Raw genomic sequence first — 23480 nt, 5'->3', positions numbered from 1 at the left:
AGCACCCCGCAGCCTATAACTTAATAAGTGAGGATGCGAATCCTTGATAAAATGAAAGAGCAATTCTTGAAATCATTTGAGTATATACGTTTAATTTGAAAAATTGGTATTGCCTAAAAACGGTTGATATTGTCATTGCGAGCGAACGTAGAGAGCGTGGCAATCTCATAAAGTAGGACTCCTGAGATTGCTTCGTCAAAACCGACAGTTTTTCCTCGCAATGACGTAAACTGTTCAAATTAAACTTCGTCGACCTATTTTTATTTATTTTTCTCGTATGAATATTGAATATAAAAAATGTGTGAATGAATATATGCTAGAATTTGTGAAAAAAATTCTAACAAAAATTCAGCATGAAAATTTATATTGGGATCAGTTAATATACATATCGTACAGAACCGATAACCCTGCGGTAATTTTACCTTCAAAAGTTAAACAGGCATATCCAAAACAGATAACAATAGTACTGCAATATCAGTTTGAAAATTTAATAGTAAATGATACGGGCTTTTCTTTAACGGTAAGTTTTGACGGTGTTAAAGAAATAATTTACGTACCTTTTGATGCACTTATTAGCTTTGTTGATTCCAATAATAATTACAGTCTAATTTTTAATCAGTCGTTAAATATACAAGAAAATCCTCAACATGAAGAGGAAATAAGTAATAATAAAAGTTATCAGACTTCATCATCTTCAAATCCAAATGTTATAATGTTAGATAAGTTTCGTAATTCTTCTAAATCTAAACCTAGTTAATGCATATTATGGATTCAAAAGTAGTGATATATACTGATGGTGCATGTGCGGGTAATCCAGGCCCCGGAGGATGGGGAGCTTTGCTTCAATTTAATGATATTAGCAAAGAAATATTTGGGCATGAGTTAGATACGACTAATAATCGTATGGAAATTACGGCAGCACTTGAAGCATTAAGGATTTTGAAAAAATCTTGTAATGTTGAGATTTATACTGATAGTAAATATTTGCAACAAGGAATTACCGCTTGGATTCATAATTGGATAAAAAATAATTGGTGTAAAAGCAACAATGAACCCGTTAAAAATGCCGATTTATGGCAAAAATTATACGCAGAATTGAGTAAACATACTATTATTTGGAAATGGGTAAAAGGTCATGCAAATAATAGCGGTAATATTGCTGCCGATAAACTTGCAGTGCAAGGAAGAGAAACTGCTATAGAAATTTTAAAATGTCGTGGATAGATAAGTTTTTTATTACTTTTTTTCACAAAAAAGTAGGAGAAGATGAGTTTTTGAATCAATATTATGAAAGCCGTAATATTGATTATTTAGGGCGTCCAAGGAGGTTTGTTATTTATAAAAATGTAAATGAACCTACAAAAATTCCGCCGAGTTGGCACGCTTGGTTACATCATTTAGTAAATGAGATACCGAAAAATATCCAGCTTTTTCCATTGCAAAAGAATAATATAATAACTAAAAAATCATCTAAGATATCAAATCTTAAATATAATAGATGGCAGCCGTAATTAACTAGTATACTCGATCAACTTCAAAAAGAGCAAGGAGTTTATAAGTCAAGGAACGGAGCGTATACTAATACGTGAGTACCGCAGATCTTATAAAACGACGACGCCAATTTTTGAAGTTGATCGAGTATACCAATTCTTCATTTATCAGGAGTATAATATAAAAAACAATGAAACAGAATATTATTGAAACAATTATCGGCTTTGTAGTATTAATTATTGCTTTGCTGTTTTTGATTTTTGCCTACAAAACAGGTAGTTCTATAACTAGCTCAAAAGGTTATCAGGTAACTGCTAATTTTCAGAGTGCAGAGGGTATAGCAGTCGGAAGCGACGTAATGATCTCAGGTATAAAAATCGGTAGTGTAAAGAAAATTACTTTAGATCCAAATAGCTTTTATGCAAGTGTATATCTAAATATTAATGATGATGTTAAAATACCTAAAGATTCTAAAGCCCAAGTAGTCACCAGCGGGTTACTTGGAGGTAAATATATTTCAATTGTACCGGGTAATGACGATGAAAATTTAGCGGCTAATGAAGAGATAAGATATACTCAATCAGCAATTAATATTGAATCATTAATTAATAAAATTGTTTCTTCATTCGGTAGTAAGTAAAAACTCTCTAAAATTCAACCGAATCTATTCTGGATTCGGTTTTCTTTATTTTAAAATCTCTAATATATGAATTATTAAAAAGTAGCATTAAGCAAGAAGAGAAATCTTATGGCAAACCATTTGTCTATTTTTTAATATTCTAGGTTTAGTTTTAATAATTATTGCTAATTATTGTTATTGTTCGGATAGTACGGAATTTTATTTTCTTATGCAAAGCGGAATAATTTCTATTATATCTTCTATGGTTATTGAAGCTGTTAGATGTTATTTAAAATACAAAAATAGATATCGTACTTTAGATTGTTTAAGATCAAAAAGTAGAGAGTTAGTAGAGAGCATAAGTACGCCGTTTACTGACTTAACTCCGATTATGGATAAGAAATACATGGTTTATTAGGTTTAAGTTGGTAAGCAATAAGAGCAGAGAATAGAGAAGTAAAGAAATTAATAGGTGATCGATGTCTGGAAGGAGTAATATTAAAATTCTCTTTTATGTAGCCAAAAATGGTTTCGATAATGAATCTCTTCCTTAAAAGGATTTTATCCAAAAGAGGTAATAAATAGTTTTTCATATCCTTTCTTATTCCGGTAATTTTTATTAAACCTTGCTTATAAAGTTTTGTAAACATTTTTTCTGAAATAAACTCCTTATCATCATAACACTTACCTTTTAGACCTTTTTGATAACCATTGCTTCAAATGCAATTCTGTCATCAACATTACCTTTGGTAATTTTAACAGCAATAATTTCTCCCTTATCATTGATTATCATATGAAGCTTGAATCCAAAAAACCAATCGACAGAACTACGTCCCATTTTTGCAAGATTATTAAAAGTTCTGTTAGAATTAATTCTGATATTTTTACATACTGCAAAATGTGTGGAATCTGCATAATAAATTCCCGTTCTTTTCCCACTTAAGTAATGTAACATCACAATCAATGGCAGAAATAATGAAGGAATAAGCTGAACAAATCTCTCATAACAAGGTGGATTCCTGAACAAATTACCATTAATAATAAAGTTTTGGTAATAAGCTTTTAAATGTTTATATGCACTAAAATGGTAAAAATCATTATTGAGAGTTCTTCACTTAAGGAAAGCTTACCTTCTCTAAATCTTTGCTTATTACTTTTCAGCAATTGATGTTTTACCCATTTCTCATAAATTTTACAAAATTTATCTACTATACAAAATATTGTAGTATATTTACACATGTTATTAAACCTTTATTTTACTCCTTCAGTGCCCTATTTATATAAGGTTTAATAACTCTTGCAACCTTCCTTCCTCTCTATTCCTTATCCATAATCGGGGTTATGTAGCATTGAGAGTATCTAATCTTATATTAGTAATTCTTGACAAAAGGCTAAATATATTGTATAAGTTCAGCACCTTCAGAATGTAATAACAGTATATAGGCTCTAAAGTTTTAGGGGAAATATCTTTTCATAAAATCTTGAAGTGCTTAAGTTTTTTTTTTTGTCCTTAGGGATTTATAATGCTAAGTACCTCATCACGATCGTTTAAAAACAAATTCAGAGTGGCATTTTGGCCTGTGCATAATTACGAACTCGGAAAGTTTATTCCGACGAGTGCCTTAATGTTTTGTATTTTATTTAATCAAAATGTTTTACGAATCTTAAAAGATAGTATTTTAATCTCCGAGATTAGTGCAGAAATAGCAGGTTTTGCTAAAGTTTATTGTGTTACGCCTACCGCTGCTTTATTCGTGATTATTTATGCTAAAATGATTAATCATCTTACCTTTGAAAAGATCTTTTATTATTTAAGTGCATTTTTCATCAGCTTTTTTGTTTTATTTGCCTTTGTAATCTATCCTAATATTCATATTTTTCATGTACATCCTGATAATCTAGCTGACTGGATGGAACGCTATCCTCATTTTAAGTGGTATATCTCATTAGTAGGTAATTGGGGTTATATAGTATATTATAGTCTTGCCGAGCTTTGGCCTAATATTTTTTACGTATTATTATTTTGGCAGTTTGCTAATGAACTTACTACTACCGAAGAAGCAAAAAGATTTTATACTCTCTTTTCGCTATTCGGCAACTCTTCTTTAATATTAGTCGGCTTTTTAATGATGAATCTATCATCGGAAGATACTATTATTAAGAAGTTTATGAGTATTTCGGATAGTAAAATCACTTTAGTTCAAGTATCCACGACAATTGTGGCGATTATTGCTATTGTTTGTTGTTTGTTAGTTAGGTTTATTAGTAAGAACGTTTTCACTAACCCGTTATTTTACGCTAAAGCAAAAAGCGGCAGATCAACTTCAGAACGGATGGGACTGATTAAAAGCTTTAAATATATTGCAAAATCAAAATATTTATGGTTACTTTTAATTTGTTCGGCAACTTTCGGATTTGCTATTAACTTAGTCGAAGCCGTATGGAAAGCAAAAATTAAGGAATTATATCCGACTGTAAATACCTATGCTGAATTTAACAGTCTGTATATACTTTGGACAGGCGTTGCAATAATGGTTATGACCATCATCGGTAATAACGTTATGCGTATGCATAATTGGTTTGTTGCTGCGGTAATTTCACCGGTTATAATAATGGTGACCGGCATTTTGTTTTTTGTACTTATCGTATTTGATCAACAAATTTTATCATTATTTGATGGAGCGATTTTAATGTCACCTCTTGCTCTTGCCGTTTCGATCGGCGGTATTCAAAATATTTTAGCTAAAGGTACTAAATATTCTATATGGGATACTTCAAGAGAAATGTTATATATCCCTCTTGATGAGGAGCTTAAAACCAAAGGCAAAGCTGCAGTTGACGTGATAAGTACGAAAGTTGGCAAATCCTCTAGCGGTCTTGTGCAATCTATTATTTTTACTTTAGTTCCAACTGCTACTTTTACCTCAATCTCACCGATTCTAATGGTGGTATTTACTTTTGTATGCTTAGCGTGGATTTATGCAGTAAGAAAAATATATTTTGAATATCAAAAAATAGCATAATGATATCGACATTGCCCACGTAGTTCAGTTTTCTTGTCATTGCGAGCGACTGTAGGCATTGTTGGATGGATCGATTTTCTATTGTCATCCCGCGACTTGATCGCGGGATCCAGTTTAAAATACTAAACTTATTAGTGCTTTAAGTTGTATTTATGGATACCGTGGTCAAGCCACGGTATGACACCGAATGCGTTTTTTGATCCACGCGGGCAATGCCCTTTTTAGCTAGGAATATTGTAGCATCAACCTATTGATCTACTATGAATCAACTCTCCTAAAGCTTTAGTCTCTATATTATCTAACCCCGATTATGGATAAGAAATACATGGTTTATTAGGTTTAAGTTGGTAAGCAATAAGAGCAGAGAATAGAGAAGTAAAAAAATTAATAGGTGATCGATGTCTGGAAGGAGTAATATTAAAATTCTCTTTTATGTAGCCAAAAATGGTTTCGATAATGAATCTCTTCCTTAAAAGGATTTTATCCAAAAGAGGTAATAAATAGTTTTTCATATCCTTTCTTATTCCGGTAATTTTTATTAAACCTTGCTTATAAAGTTTTGTAAACATTTTTTCTGAAATAAACTCCTTATCATCATAACACTTACCTTTTAGACCTTTTTTGATAACCATTGCTTCAAATGCAATTCTGTCATCAACATTACCTTTGGTAATTTTAACAGCAATAATTTCTCCCTTATCATTGATTATCATATGAAGCTTGAATCCAAAAAACCAATCGACAGAACTACGTCCCATTTTTGCAAGATTATTAAAAGTTCTGTTAGAATTAATTCTGATATTTTTACATACTGCAAAATGTGTGGAATCTGCATAATAAATTCCCGTTCTTTTCCCACTTAAGTAATGTAACATCACAATCAATGGCAGAAATAATGAAGGAATAAGCTGAACAAATCTCTCATAACAAGGTGGATTCCTGAACAAATTACCATTAATAATAAAGTTTTGGTAATAAGCTTTTAAATGTTTATATGCACTAAAATGGTAAAAATCATTATTGAGAGTTCTTCACTTAAGGAAAGCTTACCTTCTCTAAATCTTTGCTTATTACTTTTCAGCAATTGATGTTTTACCCATTTCTCATAAATTTTACAAAATTTATCTACTATACAAAATATTGTAGTATATTTACACATGTTATTAAACCTTTATTTTATTCCTTCAGTGCCCTATTTATATAAGGTTTAATAACTCTTGCAACCTTCCTTCCTCTCTATTCCTTATCCATAATCGGGGTTATATAAGAAAATCTCAAAATCCTTTAAGATATTTTCAACATCTTTTAAGATAGGATCAAATTCGTCTTTACTTTGAGAAGAAGGCGAGTTAAATGAAGTTAGGGTAACTTTTTCACTCTTTATAAAATTATGAGGCTGATCCTTAAGTTTAATAGTAACAACTTCGCCTGCTAGAGAGTTCGTATGTCTGTTCTCATTAATTGGGTTTGGATGCGTAATTTCTAGGTTTTTTGGAGTATTATCTTCCTTGTTCTTACTACGGAATGAAAAAATTCTAGATAATGGCATTTGATTTACATTTTATTTAAAAAACGCCATTATAGGGAAATAATTTATATTTAACAAGCAGGATGGTTAATTTTTATAAACTTTTCTATCATTCTAGTAACGGAACATTCTAGCTCAATATCTAATTTTGAATAATCAGAAAAGTTAAACCATTTAAGTTCATTCGATTCGTTATTTTTTATAAAATAATCATTATTTACTGTTTTTAGTAAAAATCGTACATCATAGTGATAATGAGCAGGCTCCTTATGAGTTTGCGGAATATAATGGGTGTCTATATCAAAAATCTCCTTATTTATCGGTTTGATCTCATTAATTCCAGATTCTTCCATAGCTTCTTTAACTGCTACATTTAATATATTACTATCTCCATCACAATGACCGCCTGGTTGAAGGCACTTATCAAGCTTTTTATGGTGCATCAATAAAAATTTAGTTTTATCATTATTAAGTAAAAAAGCCGAAGCTGTGAAATGTCCTATTTGTAAATCTCGGCTAAAAGGGTTTTCATACTCATTTAAAAATTCAAGCATTTTTGTTTTTGTAACAATTTCTTCAGGATATGTGCTACTGTAATTTTGTAGTTTAATATGTAATTCATTCATAATGATAATTTTTTATGTATCGAGCTTCGATATTTAACTCAAATTTCTCTGCTAAGTCAAATGAAAATAATGTCATAAAATTATATTTTCCATGTTTTATGGTAATTATTATTGACAATTAGTTAATACTTAGTTATATATCATACTTCTAAAATTTAATATTAACTAATTAGGTTTATTTTTATTCTTAACAAAATAGTCGATTTATTTAGAAGTGATGATACAAACCCTTGGTATGGGTAAGCTTGCGGTAGTAGGAGCATGTGCTGTTGGAATTTATGTAGTAGTAATTGATCCACCTTTAAAAATTGCTATGGCATGTGCTGCCGGCATAATGGGAACATTGGCTGCAATTAAAGTAGGAGAAGCCTGTTATAATTATTGTATAGAAACAAATACCCAAGAAGGACTTGAATTAGTAGGAGATGGCATACACCTCCATCAAGACTAAACATTTTTAACGAATTTAGAGGACAAACAGACTCTAAATTCGTATTCATTTACCATTCAAACCGTTTTTTAGTCTAATTTTGACTTGTTTTAAAGAACGAAGAGTTGCGTCCGTAACTTCAATTTCAATATTTTCTGAAATATCTATTCTAGTACCGATAGCCGGGACACTACCGACTCTAGTCAATACTAATCCACCTATCGTATCAAACTCATCATCATCACTTTTTAGCTTTTCTCCTATTATTTCTTCAAGCACTTCTACTTCAACACGTGCATTTGAAATAATTGTTGAGTTATTAATAACCTTGAAATTATCGCTATCTAATTGCTGATCATGCTCGTCATCAATTCGTCCTACTATTTCTTCTATAAGATCTTCAATAGTAACTAAACCGTCAGTACCGCCATACTCATCAACAACTATTGCAATATGTGTTCTCTCACGACGCATTTTTGCTAGCAAATCTAATAATTTCATAGAAGGGGCTGCAATTATATGCTTACGTATAAGCTTTTTTAAACGACCGTTTTGCTTTGTAGCCAATGCTTTAAATAAATCCTTGATATGAATGAACCCTACTACATTGTCCAAAGTACCGTCATATATAAGAGTTCGTGTATGTGGGACTTCTAACTTAATAGACTCACTTAATTCTTCTAGATTCGTAGTTAATTTTATTGCCGCAATATCGGAACGCGGTACCATTATATCTTCAATAGTTTTATCTTCTAGCTTCAATAAATTAGCTAAAATATTACGCTCGTCTAAAGTCATTTTTTGGCTATTAATTTTAAGGCGTTTTATGACACCAAAAAAATTATCAGGCGTTTTTGTTTTTCTAAAAAAATTTTTTATCGGAGAGAATAATTTTCGTACAGTAAAAATTAACTTATTATTTTGATTTTTTTTACTAGAATCTTCTTTTTTTGAAGATTTTAACATAAATTTTTTTATTTAGTTAATAAGGGGAAGAAATACCGAAATATGATAATATTTCAATTTCTAGATTTTCCATAATATTTGCTTCTGTGTCATTTTGATGATCAAACCCAATTAAGTGTAAAATACTATGTATTAAAAGATGAATAAAATGATTCTCAAAAGTTTTTTGTTGCTCACACGATTCATTATATATTACCTCATAACAAAATGCTATATCACCTAAATGCATATAATCAGAGTCACCTAAAAATTCAAGTTTAGAATATAAATCCTGCCAATTTAATTCGTTGCTTGGAAAAGAAAGAACGTTAGTAGCTTTTTCTAAATTACGAAATTGTTTGTTTAAGGTCAATATTTCTGCAGTATTTGTTAGTAAAATTGATAATTCAAATTGTTTTATTTTACTAAAATTATCAAATCGCAATAAAACATTTTGAGTTATTTTTTTGATTAAACTCTTATTTATCTGCTTATGCTCACACCATTTATTGTAGTTTCTTACAATTTCTACGTTTATCATTTTTTATTTTTTAAGCTTTGTTTCATGACTTGTTTTTTCGTCATTGCGAGCGACTAAAGGCATTATTGCGTGGACCGATAAAATCCGCTGTGTCAAGCCACGGGATGACAGAGGTGAAATTGATCCACGCAACAAAGCCTCCTCGCAATGACGCTGCTGATAATTCTCTTTTAATTTTTGAAAATCCTCATCGGCATGGTATGAAGAACGGGTTAGCGGGCTTGCCGAAACCATCAAGAATCCTTTTGTTTTTGCTACTCGCTCTAGATATTTAAACTCTTCCGGAGTAACATATTTTGCGACCTCAGCATGATTTTTGGTAGGCTGCAGATACTGCCCGATAGTTAGGAAATCAACCTTTGCTTCCCTTAAATCATCCATAACCTGTACTACTTCATTTATTTCTTCCCCAAACCCTACCATCATACCGGATTTTGTAAAAATTTCAGGAGATAATTTTTTGATATTATGAAGTAAGCTTAAAGAATTATAATATCTAGCCCCCGGTCTAATCGTTTTATATAAAGACGGGACTGTTTCGACATTATGGTTAAAGACGTCAGGTTTTGCGTTTGCTATTATTTCAGCTGCTCCTTCTTTTCTTAAAAAATCGGGTGTTAGAATCTCGATAGTAGTATTTGGCGATGATTTTCGTATTTCGCTAATACACTCCGCAAAATGTGAAGCTCCGCCGTCCTCAAGATCATCACGATCGACGGAAGTAATTACTACATGCTTAAGATTTAACTTTTGTACCGCCTCCGCTAACCTTTGCGGTTCGTGCGGGTCAAGTAAATCCGGTCTACCCGTTTTGACATTACAAAACCTACAAGCTCTAGTACAAACCGAACCTAAAATCATCACGGTTGCATGTCTTTTTGACCAGCATTCACCGATATTAGGACAAGTAGCTTCCTCGCACACAGTATTTAATCTCAGATTTTTTATTAAATCTTTTGTATTATAGTACTCTGTAGAATTAGGAGCTTTTACTTTTATCCAATCAGGTCGTTTATTTAAATTAGCCATAAAACGGAAATAATTTAATTAATTTTGTCACTTCATTTAATACTTTCTGCTCAAGCTCACTATTATCTTCATTATTTTTTAAGCCGTCTAAAATATCTACTACCATATGACCGACTAATACAAAATCCTTTTCTTTAAAGCCTCTAGTAGTACATGCGGGAGTACCAAGGCGAATACCTGAAGTGATAAAAGGCGAAGCTTCATCAAACGGAATAGCATTCTTATTACACGTAATCCCTGCTCTATCCAAAGAATTTGCGGCAAGCTTACCCGTGATTCCGTCTTTACGTAAATCCACTAAAACAATATGATTATCGGTACCACCTGTTAATATATCATATCCCCTTTCTTGCAAGCTACTTGCTAAAGCTTTAGCGTTACTTATTACCTGCTGAATATAACTTTTATATTCAGGCTGCAAATTTTCTAAAAAAGCTACGGCTTTTGCAGCGATTATATGCATTAACGGACCACCTTGTAGTCCTGGAAATAATGCAAAATTTATCTTTTTGCCTATTTCTTCATCGTTAGATAAAATTAAACCACCTCGCGGTCCTCTAAGTGTTTTGTGAGTGGTAGAGGTAACAATATGAGCGTAAGGAATAGGGCTTTGATGCTCGCCTGTGGCAACAAGTCCTGCAATATGAGCAATATCTGCCATACAATATGCTCCAACTTTATCCGCTATTTCTCTAAATCTTGCAAAATCAATATTACGAGGATAGGCAGAGAAACCAGCTATAAGTAATTTTGGTTTATGTAAATCCACTAAACGTTCAATCTCATCATAATCGATTAAATAAGTCTCTTTATTTACGCTATAAGAAACGGCGTTAAACCATTTACTGGACATATTAGGGGCTGCACCGTGTGTTAGATGTCCGCCGCTATCTAAGGACATACCAAGAATTGTATCGCCCGGCTGTAATAAAGCAAGATATACAGCCTGATTTGCTTGTGAGCCTGAATGAGGTTGCACATTTGCATATTTACAGTTAAAGAGTTTTTTTACTCGCTCTATAGCTAAATTTTCAGCTTTATCTACTTCCTCGCAACCGTTATAGAAACGCTTACCTGAATACCCTTCCGCATATTTATTAGTCAGAATAGACCCCTGAGCTTCAAGCACAGCAGGACTTACAAAATTTTCTGATGCAATAAGCTCGATTACGCTACTTTGACGTAGCTTTTCATGCCTTATTATTTCATCAATCTCTTTATCCGTTTCATGTAAATTATTATTAAAAATATTCATTCATCCTCATATGGTTTGGTTTTGTTGCATGCCTCAACGCTCTCATTGTCATACCGTGGTCAAGCCACGGTATGACATGTGTTTATAAAATAAATCGCAATCTCAAGCCCCCGTCCATCTATTGAATGAGCAAGAGACGTTAATTTATGTCCGCTATGCTCTATATGAAGCTTAGATAAATAGTTTGAAGCATTATACATCTCACTAACACCGACCACTTCATCTAATTCCCCATGAATCAAGCATATAGGAGTAAGCTTATTATTAACTTCCATAGGCGGAATTAATGCTCCCGAAAAACCTATAGTACAAAAAAACGGTTCTCGCTGAATCAGAGTTAAATATAGACCAATCATAGTACCTTGAGAAAAACCGATAATGATAGTATCTTTGTTAGTTAGATTTAGCTCTTCTTGTTTTTGTTTTATTATATCCTCAAGTTTAGAAACATTATTTGCAATTAGCTTTGCTATAATATGCGGGCTACGATCTTGTAAACTAAACCATTGTCTACCGTAAGGCATCATATCATAAGCCTCGATGCCGTGCGGGGAAATAAAATGACAGTCAGGTAAATCGTTTTTAATATAAGGCACAAGTCCTATAAGATCGTGTCCATCCGAACCGACACCGTGCAGTAATACTACTAGCTTCTTTGCCGGCTGCTCTTTACTTTCTACTTCTGGATATTCTAAATATTTGTTCATGGTTTTTTATAAAGCTTGTCATCCCGTGGCTTGTCCACGGGATGATATCTCAACCTTTCAACATCTTCTCAAGTTCGCCGCTTTGATATAACTCTCTAGCAATATCACACCCACCGACTAATTCTCCGTTAATGTATAATTGGGGGAATGTCGGCCAGTCGCTAAATTTTTTTAAATCTTCACGTAATTCAGCATCAAAAAGTACATTAATATCACGAAATTCTACACCTAATTTATTCAAAATAGCTACTACGGTTTCTGAAAATCCGCATGCAGGCGACTCTTTAGTACCTTTCATGAACAATACTACTTTATTGTTTTTTATTTCATTTTTTATAAATTCAAAATTTTTATTTTCTAGCATTTTAAGACTCAATAATTTATCTTCTAGGTTCTGTAAGCATTTCTAAAAAGATTTAATTTTAGTTATTTTTTGCTGCAAATTATAAGATTTTTTGGAAATAGGTATACTATACCTACAAAAATCTTATTAATTTTCGCTAAAAAATATCTTAAAATAGTAAATTAATTAGAAATGCTTACAGAACCTAGAATACACTTTCTATAGCAATATATGCAAGCACAAATAGTTAATAAAATTTTTGAGATTTTTAGCAAGAATAATCCAAATCCGAAAACCGAATTAATATATAAGAATGATTTTACCTTATTAGTAGCGGTAATATTATCTGCTCAAGCCACCGATATATCGGTAAATTTAGCGACTAAAACTTTATTTGAAACTTACGATACACCGGAAAAAATTCTAGAACTCGGTGAAGAAGGGCTTAAAAAATATATAAAATCTATCGGACTATTTAACAGCAAAGCAAAAAATATTATCGCATTATGTAAAATATTGATAAGCAATTATCAAGCTTCAGTACCAAATGATTTTAAGGAATTAGTTAAACTACCGGGCGTTGGCAGAAAAACTGCTAATGTTGTACTAAACTGCTTATTCGGTATGCCGACAATGGCAGTTGATACGCATGTGTTTAGAGTAGCCAAAAGGATTGGGCTTGCTAAAGGTAATAGTCCTGAAATATTAGAAAAAGAGCTACTGCAGATTATCGATGAGAAATGGCTAACGCATGCCCATCACTGGTTAATTCTGCACGGCAGATATATTTGTAAAGCCCGAAAACCCGATTGCGATATCTGCCCTATTAAAGAGTATTGTGAGTATTATATTAATGCATTTTCAAGTTGACAATTTCTTGCTTACTTCATAATATCTAAGCTCAATTTGATAAAGGTAAAATTTATGCGTTCAGCACTTATACTTATAACTTCTATATTAGTAGCTGTAGCTTTCTTAACAAGTGCTTGTAATACAATGCAAGGTGCAGGTCAAGATATGCATGCATCCGGTAAAAAACTTGAAGATTCGGTAGAAAAAAATAAGCCTAAAAAAGGTTGCGGCTGTCATTAGTACGCTTGCTGTGTGTTGTTAATTGTCACCCCGTGGCTTGACCACGGGGTCTAGCTTAAAATACTAACTAATAATTATTAGTATTTTAATATTGTCTTTCTGGATACCGTGGTTAAGCCACAGGGTGACAGTGGTGGAATTGATTCACACAATAACGTAAGCAAGTTACTCTACTTACTTTCATTCACCAATCTATATATTTCTTTTTTACTATAAACATCTTTGAATTTGTCATAAGCAAGTTCGGTAGTGGTTTTGCTACTTAAGTTTTTACTTAAGCAAAGTTCTATAAATTTTTCTAAATTTTTTTGTTGGTTTTGTTCTTGTATATTTCCTGAAATCAATAATACTATTTCACCTTTTAAAATATTATTTTGATAGAACTCTATTATTTCATCTATATTTCCTGTTTTTGTTTCTTGATATAGCTTAGTTAACTCACGAACTACACATATTTCTCGATTCCCCAGTATTTCTTTAGCTACCGATAAGGTATTTATCAAGCGAGGGGCTATTTCAAAAAAAATCAAAGTAGCCTTAAGATTTACTAGTTCAGAAAAAATCTTTTTTTTACTTTCTATAGTTTTAGGTAAAAACCCGTGAAATAAAAATCGATCAGTAGGAAGAGCTGATAAAGTTAGAGCAGTAACCGGTGCAGATACCCCTGGTACTACGTCTACATGACAATTAAGATTGCGTATATCTCTAACTAACTTATAGCCAGGATCGGAAATTAAAGGAGTCCCTGCATCAGAAATTAAACTTACTATATTACCCGATTTTATTAAACTTATAATATTTTCTCTATCTTTCTCGTCACTATGATCATTATAAATTTGTAATTTTGTATGAATGTCATGTTTTGCTAGCAATTTTTGTGATATTCTAGTATCTTCACATAAAATAATATCTGAGTTTTTTAGAGTCGATATAGCACGAAGCGTTATATCTTCAAAATTACCGATTGGTGTTGAAACAATATATAATCCCGGTTTTAAAGACATCTTTCCAAACTTCACTTTTAGAGGTAATTTAAACGTCGATCCGGTACTCGCATCCTCACGTATGTCTTCCGTGTCTCCTTTAAATTCCTCTCTATAAGCTGGTCTAGAAAGATGTCTAATCATAATTTTAAAATTTTAAGTAATATTATGGCTAGTATAAAACATAAACTACGAATCGTTCTATCATTTTTTTGTTTGATATATTTAACATCCTGTCAAACTCCTAAAGAAGAACCTATAATTTTTCCTAAAAAAGAACAAAAAGAAATTGAGATTGCAATTTTAATGCCAAATCAGGGTCCTGATAGTATTGTCGGGAAACAATATAAAGATTTAATTAAAATGGGACTTAACGACGGAATCAAATCTTACATACATGTTACTTCTTACGACGGTTCAGACGAAAAAAACGTTTTAGCCGCTATGGATAAAATAGTAGCACGTAAAACTAAGATTATTTTAGGTCCTCTATATTCTAACTTTACCTCTCTAATAGCCGAAAAAGCAAAGGCAAATGATATTATTATAATAACTATGTCAAATAATCCGGCTCTTGCAGAAGATAAATTATTTGTATTCGGTCATGCACCTTTAAAACAACTGATACGCATCATCAATTATTACGCAAGTAACGAACATAAAGATTTTATGGCATTATTACCTAAAGGGAAGCATTCGCAAACTATTAGTCAAGTAATGCAAAATATATTGATTCAGAAAAATGCATCATTATCACGCACTGAATTTTATGAGGATAATCCTGAATCTATAGCAAAAGCCGCAAGAAATATTTCAGACAATACCGATATTATAAATGAACGTATCGACACGACAAAACCGGTTATTTATCTATCAGATGATCCAAAAAATTTAAACCTACTCGCTGATAGTATTCGTAAATATAATTTAGATAAAAAAGCTATTTTAATCGGTGATAATCGTATTGATATCGATTACCCTGAAAATATCGATATTAGCTTTACCGGCTCTTTAAATTTACTCAATAGCAACGTTCCAGATAGGGCAAAAGACTTAGGTATTAACCATATGGGTTTCATGCATCTCCTTTCTTATGATTTAGGACGTATGACTGCAAACTATATAGGCAATGAATTTGCATCCGAAAGGTTTCTAAATAGAATAAACAGTAGACAACCTTATATAGGTTTATCCAGTAATATTCATTTCATCGATGGAGTAGCTCAGAGACGATATGATATTATTAGGAAAGAGAATGGTGTATATTCTACTGTTTCAGGGGATTAGGGCGTTGCCTGCGTAGATACCTGAGTCGTCATTGCGAGCAGCCGTAGGCTGCGTGGCAATCTCATAAAATAATAACACACTCCTGAGATTGCTTCGTCAATTGCTATGCAATTTCCTCGCAATGACGGATTTGGTATCCACGCAGGCGATGACATCGAGTTAATTATTTGTTTTTATCATTATCACTACCGTCGCCTTTCATGCCGTCTTTAAAAGCTTTAAGACCTTTGGCAAGATCGGACATGACTTGCGGTAATTTGCCGGCACCGAATAATACAAAAATAATTAATAAAACTATTAATAAATGGCTAAAGCTCATTCCCATGATATTTTTGCTGTATAAGTTAAAATTTTATTATATAAGATATTATAGCTCTAATCTAGGATAAAATAATTAAAGAAATGTTTACTAAAAAACAATTTTCAGAATTTTTTGCTACTTTTTTTTATATCGGAAAAATAAAATACTGCCCAGGCACTTTTGGGTCGATTGCTGCTTTTCCTTTAAGTTACTTCTTAATATATTTTATTGTTAATAACAAAATAATAATTCCTTTCTCAAGTCTTACTCTCGGTGAAGCTCAACTTATCAGTATATTTATTATAAGCTTTAGCATATGTTTGATACTCTTAATACTCGGCACTTATTTTATTAAAATATATTTAAATTATACAAATTCAGAAGACCCTAAAGAAGTGGTAATTGATGAAGTAGTAGGGCAAATGCTAACTATCGTTTTAGTATTTTTTTCCGCTTTATTTGCTAATGAATCACATTTAATTAAATATTTTAGTCCGCTAACAATAAATATTATATTACTTTTCATATTACCTTTTTGTCTATTCCGATTTTTTGATATAGTAAAGCCCTGGCCTATTAATTGGTTTGACAAAAATATTAAGGGCAGTATCGGCATTATGCTTGATGATTTGTTAGCCGCAATATTTGCTGCGGTAACTCAATACGCAATTATATTTGTGTTAATAGATATTCGACAATAGATTTGCTATTAAAAAAGATCATTGACTAATTTCTAATATAATAATATGATACGATAAATATTTATAAATTTTTAAAGAGATAGTTTTCATGTTCGCAGTTATAAAAGCAGGTGGAAAACAATATAAAGTAGACAGAAATAGTATTATTAAAGTCGAAAAAATTGATGGAGAACTTGGCTCTAAAATTCAGTTTGATCAAATTTTAATGATTGGCGAATACTCAAAGCCTTCTTTTATTGGTACTCCAATAGTTAAAGGGGCTGTCGTTACGGCTGAAATTACTAACCAACTTAAAGATAATAAAATTATAGTCTTTAAGAAAAAGCGTAGAAAAAATTATCGTCGTAAAGCCGGTCATCGTCAAGAATTGACGGAATTAAAAATATTAGATATTACCAAACAATAATAATAACTTAAAAGGAATTATAAAATGGCAACCAAAAAAGCCGGTGGTAGTTCTAGGAACGGAAGAGACTCGGCCGGTCGAAGGCTGGGAGTTAAAAAAGCCGATGGACAATATGTAATACCCGGTAATATTATAGTTAGACAACGCGGTACAAAAATTCATCCTGGAACGAATGTAGGGCTTGGCAAAGATCATACAATATTTGCTTTGATAGAAGGTAAAGTAGAATTTTTAACTAAGCGAAATCATAAAATCGTGAATGTTAAAGAAATTGCAAGTGCTTAAGTATTGCGGTTTGATCTACTAGTGTTACGTGGAACGAAAAATGCTTTTTATGGCATTGTTGCGTGGATTGGTAAAATCCACTGTGTCACTCCGTGGCTTGACCACGGGGTCCATAAAAACAATTTAAAATACTAATATTATTAGTGTTTTAAATTGAATACCATGGTCAAGCCACGGTATGACACCGAGTGTGTTTTTCAATCCACGCAACAATGCCAAGCGAGACGACAGGCGGAAATTAATTATATAACATAATATTCAGGCTTCCTTTACTTATGGCCTTAATAATTCAAAAGTTCGGTGGCACTTCCGTTGCAAATATTGATAGAATAAAAAAAATCGTTCCTATCATAAAAGCCGAAATAGCTAAAAATAACCAAGTAATTGTAGTAGTTTCGGCTATGGCAGGTGTTACTAATCAACTTGTCACATTGTGTAATGAAGTATCAAGCCTTAACAACATTTCTCAACTTGCAGAATATGATGTAGCACTTTCTAGCGGCGAAATAGTCACTGCTTCATTACTTGCATTAGCTCTTCAAGAAGAAGACATAAAGGCACGATCATTTCTAGCTTGGCAATTACCGATTCTCACCGATAATAATCATAGTAAAGCTTTAGTAGAATCAATTACTACAGATTTACTAGAAAAATATTTACAGTTAAATACCGTCCCTATAATAGCCGGTTTTCAAGGAACTAACAAATCCAATAGGTTAACCACTTTGGGCAGAGGAGGATCCGATACTACTGCCGCCTTAATCGCTGCAGCTATGAAAGCCGATAGATGTGATATTTATACCGATGTAGAGGGAATATTTACTGCTGATCCAAGAATTATCCCAAATGCCAAGAAGATAAAAGAAATAGATTTTTTAGAAATGTTAGAACTAGCATCAAGTGGAGCAAAAGTACTACACTCTAGAGCCGTAGAGTTAGTAATGCGGTATAAAATAGATATGCTTGTTCTTTCAACATTTTCACCGAATACAGAAGGTACGTTAATTACTTCAAAGGATAAAAATATGGAGAATGGAATTATTAACAGCATTACTTCTAATAAAAATTTATTAAAAATATCTGTAAAGAGCATTTCTTTAAGTTTTTTGCAAGTTGCAAATATGATTACACAAAATAATAATCATATTGAGTTTATGCAAGAGATAAAAAATAATGAAGAATATAGTTTTATTACAAATTTAACCGATAAAAATAATTTACAAGCTTTACTTACTAATTTAAAAGATGATAAGCAGATACAAGATTTTACTTTTGATACCGAAATTGCTACAATCTCTCTTATTGGTTATGGGATTAAAAATGATTGTAAATTACTTGAAACGATATTATCAAAGTTAACGAAAGATAATATAAATGTTAACATGATACAATTATCAGAAGTTAAAATTACCTTATTAATAAATGATCAAGATGCAGAAAAAACAATTTTTAATTTATATAATCTTTTTAAAATATCTTAGATTCTGCATCTGAAATTTAATTTATAGTAAAAGAAGTTGAATTATGTTCAATTTATAGGAAATATTTTATATTAAAATTATAAGATTTTAAAAAGACATGGCTCCTATTACAGAAAAATTTTATAATTTGTGACAAAAAAAGTTAAAATAGATTAATTTAAATTTCATATATAAAACCTAAATACTTAATTAACTAACCCCGATTATGGATAAGGAATAGAGAGGAAGGAAGGTTGCAAGAGTTATTAAACCTTATATAAATAGGGCACTGAAGGAATAAAATAAAGGTTTAATAACATGTGTAAATATACTACAATATTTTGTATAGTAGATAAATTTTGTAAAATTTATGAGAAATGGGTAAAACATCAATTGCTGAAAAGTAATAAGCAAAGATTTAGAGAAGGTAAGCTTTCCTTAAGTGAAGAACTCTCAATAATGATTTTTACCATTTTAGTGCATATAAACATTTAAAAGCTTATTACCAAAACTTTATTATTAATGGTAATTTGTTCAGGAATCCACCTTGTTATGAGAGATTTGTTCAGCTTATTCCTTCATTATTTCTGCCATTGATTGTGATGTTACATTACTTAAGTGGGAAAAGAACGGGAATTTATTATGCAGATTCCACACATTTTGCAGTATGTAAAAATATCAGAATTAATTCTAACAGAACTTTTAATAATCTTGCAAAAATGGGACGTAGTTCTGTCGATTGGTTTTTTGGATTCAAGCTTCATATGATAATCAATGATAAGGGAGAAATTATTGCTGTTAAAATTACCAAAGGTAATGTTGATGACAGAATTGCATTTGAAGCAATGGTTATCAAAAAGGTCTAAAAGGTAAGTGTTATGATGATAAGGGGTTTATTTCAGAAAAAATGTTTACAAAACTTTATAAGCAAGGTTTAATAAAAATTACCGGAATAAGAAAGGATATGAAAAACTATTTATTACCTCTTTTGGATAAAATCCTTTTAAGGAAGAGATTCATTATCGAAACCATTTTTGGCTACATAAAAGAGAATTTTAATATTACTCCTTCCAGACATCGATCACCTATTAATTTCTTTACTTCTCTATTCTCTGCTCTTATTGCTTACCAACTTAAACCTAATAAACCATGTATTTCTTATCCATAATCGGGGTTAGATAGTAATAAACTGCAGGAATATTTTGACCTTTATAATAATTATACAAAAACACATAATTTAGGTAATAAATATTTAAAATCCGGTAAAATAGTAATGCAAACAGAGTATTATAGGGTGTTGTATTACTCGGCGTCATCCCGTGGACAAGCCACGGGATGACACGCATATTTTCCTAATCATCCCTTCTATCTTCAACTCACCGGAAATATTTTTTTTAGCTCGTGACAAAAGTTTTATTGAAAATTTGAGAAGTTACGGTGAAGTTTATTTAATAGATTGGCTAGAGATTGAGGAACCTAAATATTTACTAGACGACTATGTGTATAAAATAATCGAAGTAATAGATAGTTTGAAAATTAAAGACATTAATTTAATAGGTCATTGTATCGGCGGTAACCTTGCGATAGCTACAAACGTACTTATGCCTAAATTTATAAAAACTCTAACTTTACTTACCTGCCCGTGGGATTTTTCTCATTTTTTCTATATAAGAATGTTGCATCGATATTTAAAACTAGATAGTGGCATAGAAAATTTACCGATAATTCCTAAAGTTCATATTCAAATTTTATTTTTTCTTTTATTCCCTGATTATTTTAATGCTAAATTAAAAAAATTTTTCTCTATAACTTCCGATAAGGAGCAAGAATTAGCATTTAGAATAGAGAATTGGCTTATGTCAGGGAATAATATATCTAAAGGTGTTTATAATCAAATCATACAAAATATATTAGATGAAAATATGTTTATAAATCTTAAATGGAAAATCGATAATTTTATTATTGATCCGAGTTTAATTCATTGTCCTGTATATATAGTAGCAGCAGAAGATGATCAAATAGTACCTAAATCTTCCATTTTACCTTTGCAAAAATTATTAAAAAACTCTAAGCTTATAAATGTAACAGGCGGACATATTAGTTATTTAATAAATGATAAACTAGATAAATTATTTAAGGAGTACACATTATGACAAAACCGGTTTATATAACTTATGCGAAAAGGACTGCTTTCGGCTCGTTTATGGGTAGCCTTAGTACAACAGCTGCACCTATGCTTGCTGCTCATTTAATAAAGGATATAATGCAAAACAGCAAAATCGATCCAGCTTTAGTAGGTGAGGTAATCCTTGGACAGGTAATAACAGGCGGTAGTGGACAGAATCCGGCAAGGCAAACTCTGATTCATGCGGGAATACCGAAAGAAGTGCCAGGCTATACGATTAATAAAGTATGCGGCTCAGGTCTTAAAAGCGTAGCACTTGCATCAAATTCAATTATGACGGGTGATAATGAAATAGTTATAGCAGGTGGGCAGGAGAATATGTCGCTCGGTATGCACGGTAGCTATATCAGAGCAGGAGCTAAATTCGGCGATATTAAAATGGTTGATCTAATGCAGTATGACGGATTAACCGATGTATTTTCAGGAGTATTTATGGGTATTACTGCCGAAAATATCTCGAAACAGTTTAATATTAGCAGACAAGAGCAGGACGAGTTTGCCTTAAGCTCTCACAAGAAAGTGGCTAAAGCACAGCTAGTAGGAATTTTTAAAGATGAAATCTTACCTATCGAAGTAACGATTAAAAAAACTACTAGTTTGTTTGATCATGATGAAACAGTAAGACCTGATACCAGCCTTGAAATTCTGAGTAAATTACGTCCTGCTTTTGATAAAAACGGTGTAGTTACGGCGGGTAATGCTTCCTCTATTAGTGACGGTGCGGCATGTCTTATGGTAGTTTCCGAAGAAGCTTTGAAAAAGCATAATTTAACGCCGCTAGCTCGTATTGTTTCTTATGCTTCAGCCGGTGTTGACCCAAGCATTATGGGTACTGCCCCTGTTCCTGCATCCAAAAAAGCTTTAAGTAAAGCAGGTTGGAGCGTTAATGATCTGGAAGTTATCGAGGTTAATGAGGCGTTTGCTGCCCAAAGTATTTATGTAAACCGTGAAATGAAATGGGATATGGATAAGGTTAATGTTAACGGCGGAGCAATAGCAATCGGTCATCCGATCGGTGCAAGCGGTGGGCGTGTACTTATTACTTTAATACACAGTTTACGAAGAGCTAAAGCTAAAAAAGGCTTAGTTACTTTATGTATCGGTGGCGGTATGGGTATGGCTATGTGTGTTGAAGCGGTTTAAATGTGCATTTGATTATATAGGCATTAATTGCTTTATTTGCTAAAGAAGAAGGTTGTATTTATCTGAATTAACTACAGTTCATTGTAATATATATCTGATCTAATATCTCTACAACCTAATAATGCATCATTACAATGTGTTATTGTATTTATAAACTCATGAAAGGTAGAAAAATTAGAGAATGCCTCCGGTTCATAACACTCCCAATAATTTTCTGCTTCTTATATTATTACAAACACGCTTTAGCGTTTGACCAAAATATTTAGGAATATTCCCTAAATTTTTTGCCCAACTCCATACCATAACCGATTGTTTTATAGCCTGCAGGGCAGTAATAGGAAGTTAGACGTAAACCCTCAAATTGTTTAACTAAATCAGTCATAATTTAATCCTTTAAATAATATCTCAACTTACAATAATTATTATCTAACCCCGATTATGGATAAGGAATAGAGAGGAAGGAAGGTTGCAAGAGTTATTAAACCTTATATAAATAGGGCACTGAAGGAGTAAAATAAAGGTTTAATAACATGTGTAAATATACTACAATATTTTGTATAGTAGATAAATTTTGTAAAATTTATGAGAAATGGGTAAAACATCAATTGCTGAAAAGTAATAAGCAAAGATTTAGAGAAGGTAAGCTTTCCTTAAGTGAAGAACTCTCAATAATGATTTTTACCATTTTAGTGCATATAAACATTTAAAAGCTTATTACCAAAACTTTATTATTAATGGTAATTTGTTCAGGAATCCACCTTGTTATGAGAGATTTGTTCAGCTTATTCCTTCATTATTTCTGCCATTGATTGTGATGTTACATTACTTAAGTGGGAAAAGAACGGGAATTTATTATGCAGATTCCACACATTTTGCAGTATGTAAAAATATCAGAATTAATTCTAACAGAACTTTTAATAATCTTGCAAAAATGGGACGTAGTTCTGTCGATTGGTTTTTTGGATTCAAGCTTCATATGATAATCAATGATAAGGGAGAAATTATTGCTGTTAAAATTACCAAAGGTAATGTTGATGACAGAATTGCATTTGAAGCAATGGTTATCAAAAAGGTCTAAAAGGTAAGTGTTATGATGATAA

Annotated in this window: 31 protein-coding genes and 3 pseudogenes; 19 read left to right on the top strand and 15 right to left on the bottom strand. The window is 31.8% G+C overall.

The features are described from left to right. The first annotated feature begins 277 nt into the window (after positions 1-277). From RMONA_RS02770 to RMONA_RS10205, 5 genes and pseudogenes are all read left to right on the top strand, one after another. The gene (locus RMONA_RS02770; RefSeq protein WP_023507543.1) at positions 278-757 is read left to right on the top strand and encodes an SspB family protein; all 480 of its coding nucleotides are present in this window, start codon (positions 278-280) and stop codon (positions 755-757) included. After that, complete coding sequence (gene rnhA, locus RMONA_RS02765; protein WP_023507542.1) at positions 757-1224, top strand: ribonuclease HI; 468 nt, start codon at positions 757-759, stop codon at positions 1222-1224. The genes RMONA_RS02770 and rnhA overlap by 1 nt, the downstream gene beginning before the upstream one ends. Further along, positions 1212-1511 (top strand): NADH-ubiquinone oxidoreductase subunit NDUFA12 family protein, encoded by a 300-nt coding sequence (locus RMONA_RS02760; RefSeq protein ID WP_023507541.1) that lies wholly within the window; start codon positions 1212-1214, stop codon positions 1509-1511. Before rnhA ends, RMONA_RS02760 begins: the two co-directional genes overlap by 13 nt. A 170-nt stretch (positions 1512-1681) precedes the next feature. Then, positions 1682-2131 carry an outer membrane lipid asymmetry maintenance protein MlaD gene (gene mlaD / locus RMONA_RS02755; protein WP_023507540.1) on the top strand — a complete coding sequence of 150 codons (450 nt, stop codon included), beginning with the start codon at positions 1682-1684 and terminating at the stop codon, positions 2129-2131. Positions 2132-2178: 47 nt separating this feature from the next. Beyond that, positions 2179-2492 (top strand): annotated as a pseudogene (locus RMONA_RS10205) (hypothetical protein); the annotation flags it as partial. 7 nt (positions 2493-2499) lie between these two features. Here the strand turns inward: RMONA_RS10205 and RMONA_RS07310 are convergent. Continuing rightward, positions 2500-2760, bottom strand: coding sequence for a transposase (locus tag RMONA_RS07310; protein WP_023507102.1), 261 nt, complete (start codon positions 2758-2760; stop codon positions 2500-2502). A 41-nt stretch (positions 2761-2801) separates the two neighbouring features. Beyond that, complete coding sequence (locus RMONA_RS07305) at positions 2802-3065, bottom strand: transposase (protein ID WP_023507103.1); 264 nt, start codon at positions 3063-3065, stop codon at positions 2802-2804. 568 nt (positions 3066-3633) lie between these two features. Between RMONA_RS07305 and tlc5 the strand changes: the two genes are divergently transcribed. Next, entirely contained in the window at positions 3634-5133 is a 1500-nt protein-coding gene (gene tlc5, locus RMONA_RS02740) for a GTP/GDP exchange transporter Tlc5 (RefSeq protein ID WP_023507537.1), read from the top strand. A 308-nt stretch (positions 5134-5441) separates the two neighbouring features. Here the strand turns inward: tlc5 and RMONA_RS02735 are convergent, their stop codons facing one another. The 3 genes from RMONA_RS02735 to RMONA_RS02725 form a co-directional block, all read right to left on the bottom strand. After that, on the bottom strand, positions 5442-6092 hold the full coding sequence (locus RMONA_RS02735) for an IS982 family transposase (protein ID WP_242402841.1): 651 nt from the start codon (positions 6090-6092) through the stop codon (positions 5442-5444). A 284-nt stretch (positions 6093-6376) separates the two neighbouring features. Continuing rightward, positions 6377-6682 (bottom strand): hypothetical protein, encoded by a 306-nt coding sequence (locus RMONA_RS02730; protein ID WP_023507536.1) that lies wholly within the window; start codon positions 6680-6682, stop codon positions 6377-6379. A gap of 50 nt (positions 6683-6732) precedes the next feature. Continuing rightward, complete coding sequence (locus RMONA_RS02725) at positions 6733-7104, bottom strand: NUDIX hydrolase (RefSeq protein WP_242402847.1); 372 nt, start codon at positions 7102-7104, stop codon at positions 6733-6735. A 400-nt stretch (positions 7105-7504) separates the two neighbouring features. Between RMONA_RS02725 and RMONA_RS02720 the strand changes: the two genes are divergently transcribed. Further along, the gene (locus RMONA_RS02720; protein ID WP_023507534.1) at positions 7505-7738 is read left to right on the top strand and encodes a hypothetical protein; all 234 of its coding nucleotides are present in this window, start codon (positions 7505-7507) and stop codon (positions 7736-7738) included. Positions 7739-7783: 45 nt separating this feature from the next. On the opposite strand, the gene tlyC is transcribed toward RMONA_RS02720, so the two are convergent. The 6 genes and pseudogenes from tlyC to grxD all read right to left on the bottom strand — a co-directional run bounded on the left by tlyC (position 7784) and on the right by grxD (position 12558). After that, entirely contained in the window at positions 7784-8683 is a 900-nt protein-coding gene (gene tlyC, locus RMONA_RS02715; protein WP_023507533.1) for a hemolysin C, read from the bottom strand. A gap of 16 nt (positions 8684-8699) precedes the next feature. Further along, positions 8700-9203, bottom strand: a complete 504-nt coding sequence (gene ybeY / locus RMONA_RS02710) for an rRNA maturation RNase YbeY (RefSeq protein WP_023507532.1) — start codon at positions 9201-9203, stop codon at positions 8700-8702. Between the two features lie 147 nt (positions 9204-9350). Continuing rightward, a pseudogene (lipA, locus tag RMONA_RS02705) lies at positions 9351-10232 on the bottom strand (lipoyl synthase); the annotation flags it as partial. Further along, a complete protein-coding gene (gene glyA, locus RMONA_RS02700; protein WP_023507530.1) occupies positions 10225-11487 on the bottom strand; it encodes a serine hydroxymethyltransferase in 1263 nt (420 codons plus the stop codon). The gene glyA and the pseudogene lipA, both read right to left, overlap by 8 nt. A 59-nt stretch (positions 11488-11546) precedes the next feature. Beyond that, positions 11547-12194 (bottom strand): alpha/beta hydrolase family protein, encoded by a 648-nt coding sequence (locus tag RMONA_RS02695; RefSeq protein ID WP_023507529.1) that lies wholly within the window; start codon positions 12192-12194, stop codon positions 11547-11549. A 49-nt stretch (positions 12195-12243) separates the two neighbouring features. Further along, positions 12244-12558 (bottom strand): Grx4 family monothiol glutaredoxin, encoded by a 315-nt coding sequence (gene grxD, locus RMONA_RS02690; protein ID WP_023507528.1) that lies wholly within the window; start codon positions 12556-12558, stop codon positions 12244-12246. A 210-nt stretch (positions 12559-12768) separates the two neighbouring features. On the opposite strand from grxD, the gene nth reads away from it, so the two are divergent. Next, positions 12769-13407, top strand: coding sequence for an endonuclease III (nth, locus tag RMONA_RS02685; RefSeq protein ID WP_023507527.1), 639 nt, complete (start codon positions 12769-12771; stop codon positions 13405-13407). Between the two features lie 54 nt (positions 13408-13461). After that, positions 13462-13629 carry an entericidin A/B family lipoprotein gene (locus RMONA_RS02680; protein WP_023507526.1) on the top strand — a complete coding sequence of 56 codons (168 nt, stop codon included), beginning with the start codon at positions 13462-13464 and terminating at the stop codon, positions 13627-13629. 170 nt (positions 13630-13799) lie between these two features. Here RMONA_RS02680 and rsmI read toward each other — a convergent pair whose 3' ends face one another. Beyond that, complete coding sequence (gene rsmI, locus RMONA_RS02675; RefSeq protein ID WP_037231177.1) at positions 13800-14633, bottom strand: 16S rRNA (cytidine(1402)-2'-O)-methyltransferase; 834 nt, start codon at positions 14631-14633, stop codon at positions 13800-13802. Beyond that, positions 14625-14762: pseudogene (locus RMONA_RS11390) on the bottom strand (palindromic element RPE1 domain-containing protein); the annotation flags it as partial. The gene rsmI and the pseudogene RMONA_RS11390, both read right to left, overlap by 9 nt. An 18-nt stretch (positions 14763-14780) precedes the next feature. On the opposite strand from RMONA_RS11390, the gene RMONA_RS02670 reads away from it, so the two are divergent. After that, positions 14781-15899, top strand: coding sequence for a penicillin-binding protein activator (locus RMONA_RS02670; protein WP_023507524.1), 1119 nt, complete (start codon positions 14781-14783; stop codon positions 15897-15899). A gap of 163 nt (positions 15900-16062) precedes the next feature. Here RMONA_RS02670 and tatA read toward each other — a convergent pair whose 3' ends face one another. Further along, complete coding sequence (gene tatA / locus RMONA_RS02665; RefSeq protein ID WP_008579594.1) at positions 16063-16224, bottom strand: twin-arginine translocase TatA; 162 nt, start codon at positions 16222-16224, stop codon at positions 16063-16065. Between the two features lie 77 nt (positions 16225-16301). Here tatA and RMONA_RS02660 point away from each other — a divergent pair, with 77 nt between their 5' ends. From RMONA_RS02660 to RMONA_RS02625, 8 genes are all read left to right on the top strand, one after another. Then, a complete protein-coding gene (locus tag RMONA_RS02660) occupies positions 16302-16901 on the top strand; it encodes a phosphatidylglycerophosphatase A family protein (protein WP_023507523.1) in 600 nt (199 codons plus the stop codon). A gap of 88 nt (positions 16902-16989) precedes the next feature. Further along, entirely contained in the window at positions 16990-17307 is a 318-nt protein-coding gene (gene rplU / locus RMONA_RS02655; RefSeq protein ID WP_004997480.1) for a 50S ribosomal protein L21, read from the top strand. Positions 17308-17331: 24 nt separating this feature from the next. Beyond that, positions 17332-17592 carry a 50S ribosomal protein L27 gene (gene rpmA / locus RMONA_RS02650; protein ID WP_008579587.1) on the top strand — a complete coding sequence of 87 codons (261 nt, stop codon included), beginning with the start codon at positions 17332-17334 and terminating at the stop codon, positions 17590-17592. A gap of 275 nt (positions 17593-17867) precedes the next feature. Next, positions 17868-19073, top strand: a complete 1206-nt coding sequence (locus RMONA_RS02645) for an aspartate kinase (protein ID WP_023507522.1) — start codon at positions 17868-17870, stop codon at positions 19071-19073. 581 nt (positions 19074-19654) lie between these two features. After that, entirely contained in the window at positions 19655-19918 is a 264-nt protein-coding gene (locus tag RMONA_RS10870; protein WP_023507103.1) for a transposase, read from the top strand. Positions 19919-19959: 41 nt separating this feature from the next. Continuing rightward, positions 19960-20220, top strand: a complete 261-nt coding sequence (locus RMONA_RS10865; RefSeq protein ID WP_023507102.1) for a transposase — start codon at positions 19960-19962, stop codon at positions 20218-20220. A gap of 256 nt (positions 20221-20476) precedes the next feature. Beyond that, positions 20477-21205, top strand: coding sequence for an alpha/beta fold hydrolase (locus RMONA_RS02630; protein ID WP_037231163.1), 729 nt, complete (start codon positions 20477-20479; stop codon positions 21203-21205). After that, positions 21202-22380: an acetyl-CoA C-acetyltransferase gene (locus RMONA_RS02625; RefSeq protein WP_023507520.1), complete on the top strand. Its 1179-nt coding sequence runs from the start codon at positions 21202-21204 to the stop codon at positions 22378-22380. Before RMONA_RS02630 ends, RMONA_RS02625 begins: the two co-directional genes overlap by 4 nt. Positions 22381-22642: 262 nt before the next feature. Here the strand turns inward: RMONA_RS02625 and RMONA_RS11385 are convergent, their stop codons facing one another. Beyond that, the gene (locus RMONA_RS11385) at positions 22643-22762 is read right to left on the bottom strand and encodes a glycoside hydrolase family protein (RefSeq protein WP_023507519.1); all 120 of its coding nucleotides are present in this window, start codon (positions 22760-22762) and stop codon (positions 22643-22645) included. Between the two features lie 432 nt (positions 22763-23194). On the opposite strand from RMONA_RS11385, the gene RMONA_RS02620 reads away from it, so the two are divergent. Next, a complete protein-coding gene (locus tag RMONA_RS02620) occupies positions 23195-23458 on the top strand; it encodes a transposase (RefSeq protein WP_023507103.1) in 264 nt (87 codons plus the stop codon). Positions 23459-23480 lie beyond the last annotated feature (22 nt).

Origin of the sequence: Rickettsia monacensis (assembly GCF_000499665.2) — a bacterium.
Lineage (GTDB): Bacteria > Pseudomonadota > Alphaproteobacteria > Rickettsiales > Rickettsiaceae > Rickettsia > Rickettsia tamurae.
The sequence above is the reverse complement of the archived record's forward strand: the minus strand, read 5'-3'. Positions and strand labels throughout refer to the sequence as shown.

Bases quoted from the DNA above. Each gene is read 5' to 3' on its own strand.
- RMONA_RS02680 (WP_023507526.1), top strand. From the start codon at position 13,462: ATGCGTTCAGCACTTATACTTATAACTTCTATATTAGTAGCTGTAGCT.
- rplU (WP_004997480.1), top strand. From the start codon at position 16,990: ATGTTCGCAGTTATAAAAGCAGGTGGAAAACAATATAAAGTAGACAGA.
- rnhA (WP_023507542.1), top strand. From the start codon at position 757: ATGCATATTATGGATTCAAAAGTAGTGATATATACTGATGGTGCATGT.
- mlaD (WP_023507540.1), top strand. From the start codon at position 1,682: ATGAAACAGAATATTATTGAAACAATTATCGGCTTTGTAGTATTAATT.
- RMONA_RS02645 (WP_023507522.1), top strand. From the start codon at position 17,868: ATGGCCTTAATAATTCAAAAGTTCGGTGGCACTTCCGTTGCAAATATT.
- RMONA_RS02760 (WP_023507541.1), top strand. From the start codon at position 1,212: ATGTCGTGGATAGATAAGTTTTTTATTACTTTTTTTCACAAAAAAGTA.
- nth (WP_023507527.1), top strand. From the start codon at position 12,769: ATGCAAGCACAAATAGTTAATAAAATTTTTGAGATTTTTAGCAAGAAT.
- rsmI (WP_037231177.1), bottom strand. From the start codon at position 14,633: ATGTCTTTAAAACCGGGATTATATATTGTTTCAACACCAATCGGTAAT.
- RMONA_RS02695 (WP_023507529.1), bottom strand. From the start codon at position 12,194: ATGAACAAATATTTAGAATATCCAGAAGTAGAAAGTAAAGAGCAGCCG.
- ybeY (WP_023507532.1), bottom strand. From the start codon at position 9,203: ATGATAAACGTAGAAATTGTAAGAAACTACAATAAATGGTGTGAGCAT.
- RMONA_RS10865 (WP_023507102.1), top strand. From the start codon at position 19,960: ATGTTTACAAAACTTTATAAGCAAGGTTTAATAAAAATTACCGGAATA.
- glyA (WP_023507530.1), bottom strand. From the start codon at position 11,487: ATGAATATTTTTAATAATAATTTACATGAAACGGATAAAGAGATTGAT.
- rpmA (WP_008579587.1), top strand. From the start codon at position 17,332: ATGGCAACCAAAAAAGCCGGTGGTAGTTCTAGGAACGGAAGAGACTCG.
- RMONA_RS02770 (WP_023507543.1), top strand. From the start codon at position 278: ATGAATATTGAATATAAAAAATGTGTGAATGAATATATGCTAGAATTT.
- RMONA_RS02625 (WP_023507520.1), top strand. From the start codon at position 21,202: ATGACAAAACCGGTTTATATAACTTATGCGAAAAGGACTGCTTTCGGC.
- RMONA_RS02670 (WP_023507524.1), top strand. From the start codon at position 14,781: ATGGCTAGTATAAAACATAAACTACGAATCGTTCTATCATTTTTTTGT.
- RMONA_RS07305 (WP_023507103.1), bottom strand. From the start codon at position 3,065: ATGTTACATTACTTAAGTGGGAAAAGAACGGGAATTTATTATGCAGAT.
- RMONA_RS11385 (WP_023507519.1), bottom strand. From the start codon at position 22,762: ATGACTGATTTAGTTAAACAATTTGAGGGTTTACGTCTAACTTCCTAT.
- RMONA_RS02730 (WP_023507536.1), bottom strand. From the start codon at position 6,682: ATGCCATTATCTAGAATTTTTTCATTCCGTAGTAAGAACAAGGAAGAT.
- tlyC (WP_023507533.1), bottom strand. From the start codon at position 8,683: ATGTTAAAATCTTCAAAAAAAGAAGATTCTAGTAAAAAAAATCAAAAT.
- grxD (WP_023507528.1), bottom strand. From the start codon at position 12,558: ATGCTAGAAAATAAAAATTTTGAATTTATAAAAAATGAAATAAAAAAC.
- RMONA_RS02725 (WP_242402847.1), bottom strand. From the start codon at position 7,104: ATGCACCATAAAAAGCTTGATAAGTGCCTTCAACCAGGCGGTCATTGT.
- tatA (WP_008579594.1), bottom strand. From the start codon at position 16,224: ATGGGAATGAGCTTTAGCCATTTATTAATAGTTTTATTAATTATTTTT.
- RMONA_RS02660 (WP_023507523.1), top strand. From the start codon at position 16,302: ATGTTTACTAAAAAACAATTTTCAGAATTTTTTGCTACTTTTTTTTAT.
- RMONA_RS07310 (WP_023507102.1), bottom strand. From the start codon at position 2,760: ATGTTTACAAAACTTTATAAGCAAGGTTTAATAAAAATTACCGGAATA.
- RMONA_RS02620 (WP_023507103.1), top strand. From the start codon at position 23,195: ATGTTACATTACTTAAGTGGGAAAAGAACGGGAATTTATTATGCAGAT.
- RMONA_RS02720 (WP_023507534.1), top strand. From the start codon at position 7,505: ATGATACAAACCCTTGGTATGGGTAAGCTTGCGGTAGTAGGAGCATGT.
- RMONA_RS10870 (WP_023507103.1), top strand. From the start codon at position 19,655: ATGTTACATTACTTAAGTGGGAAAAGAACGGGAATTTATTATGCAGAT.
- tlc5 (WP_023507537.1), top strand. From the start codon at position 3,634: ATGCTAAGTACCTCATCACGATCGTTTAAAAACAAATTCAGAGTGGCA.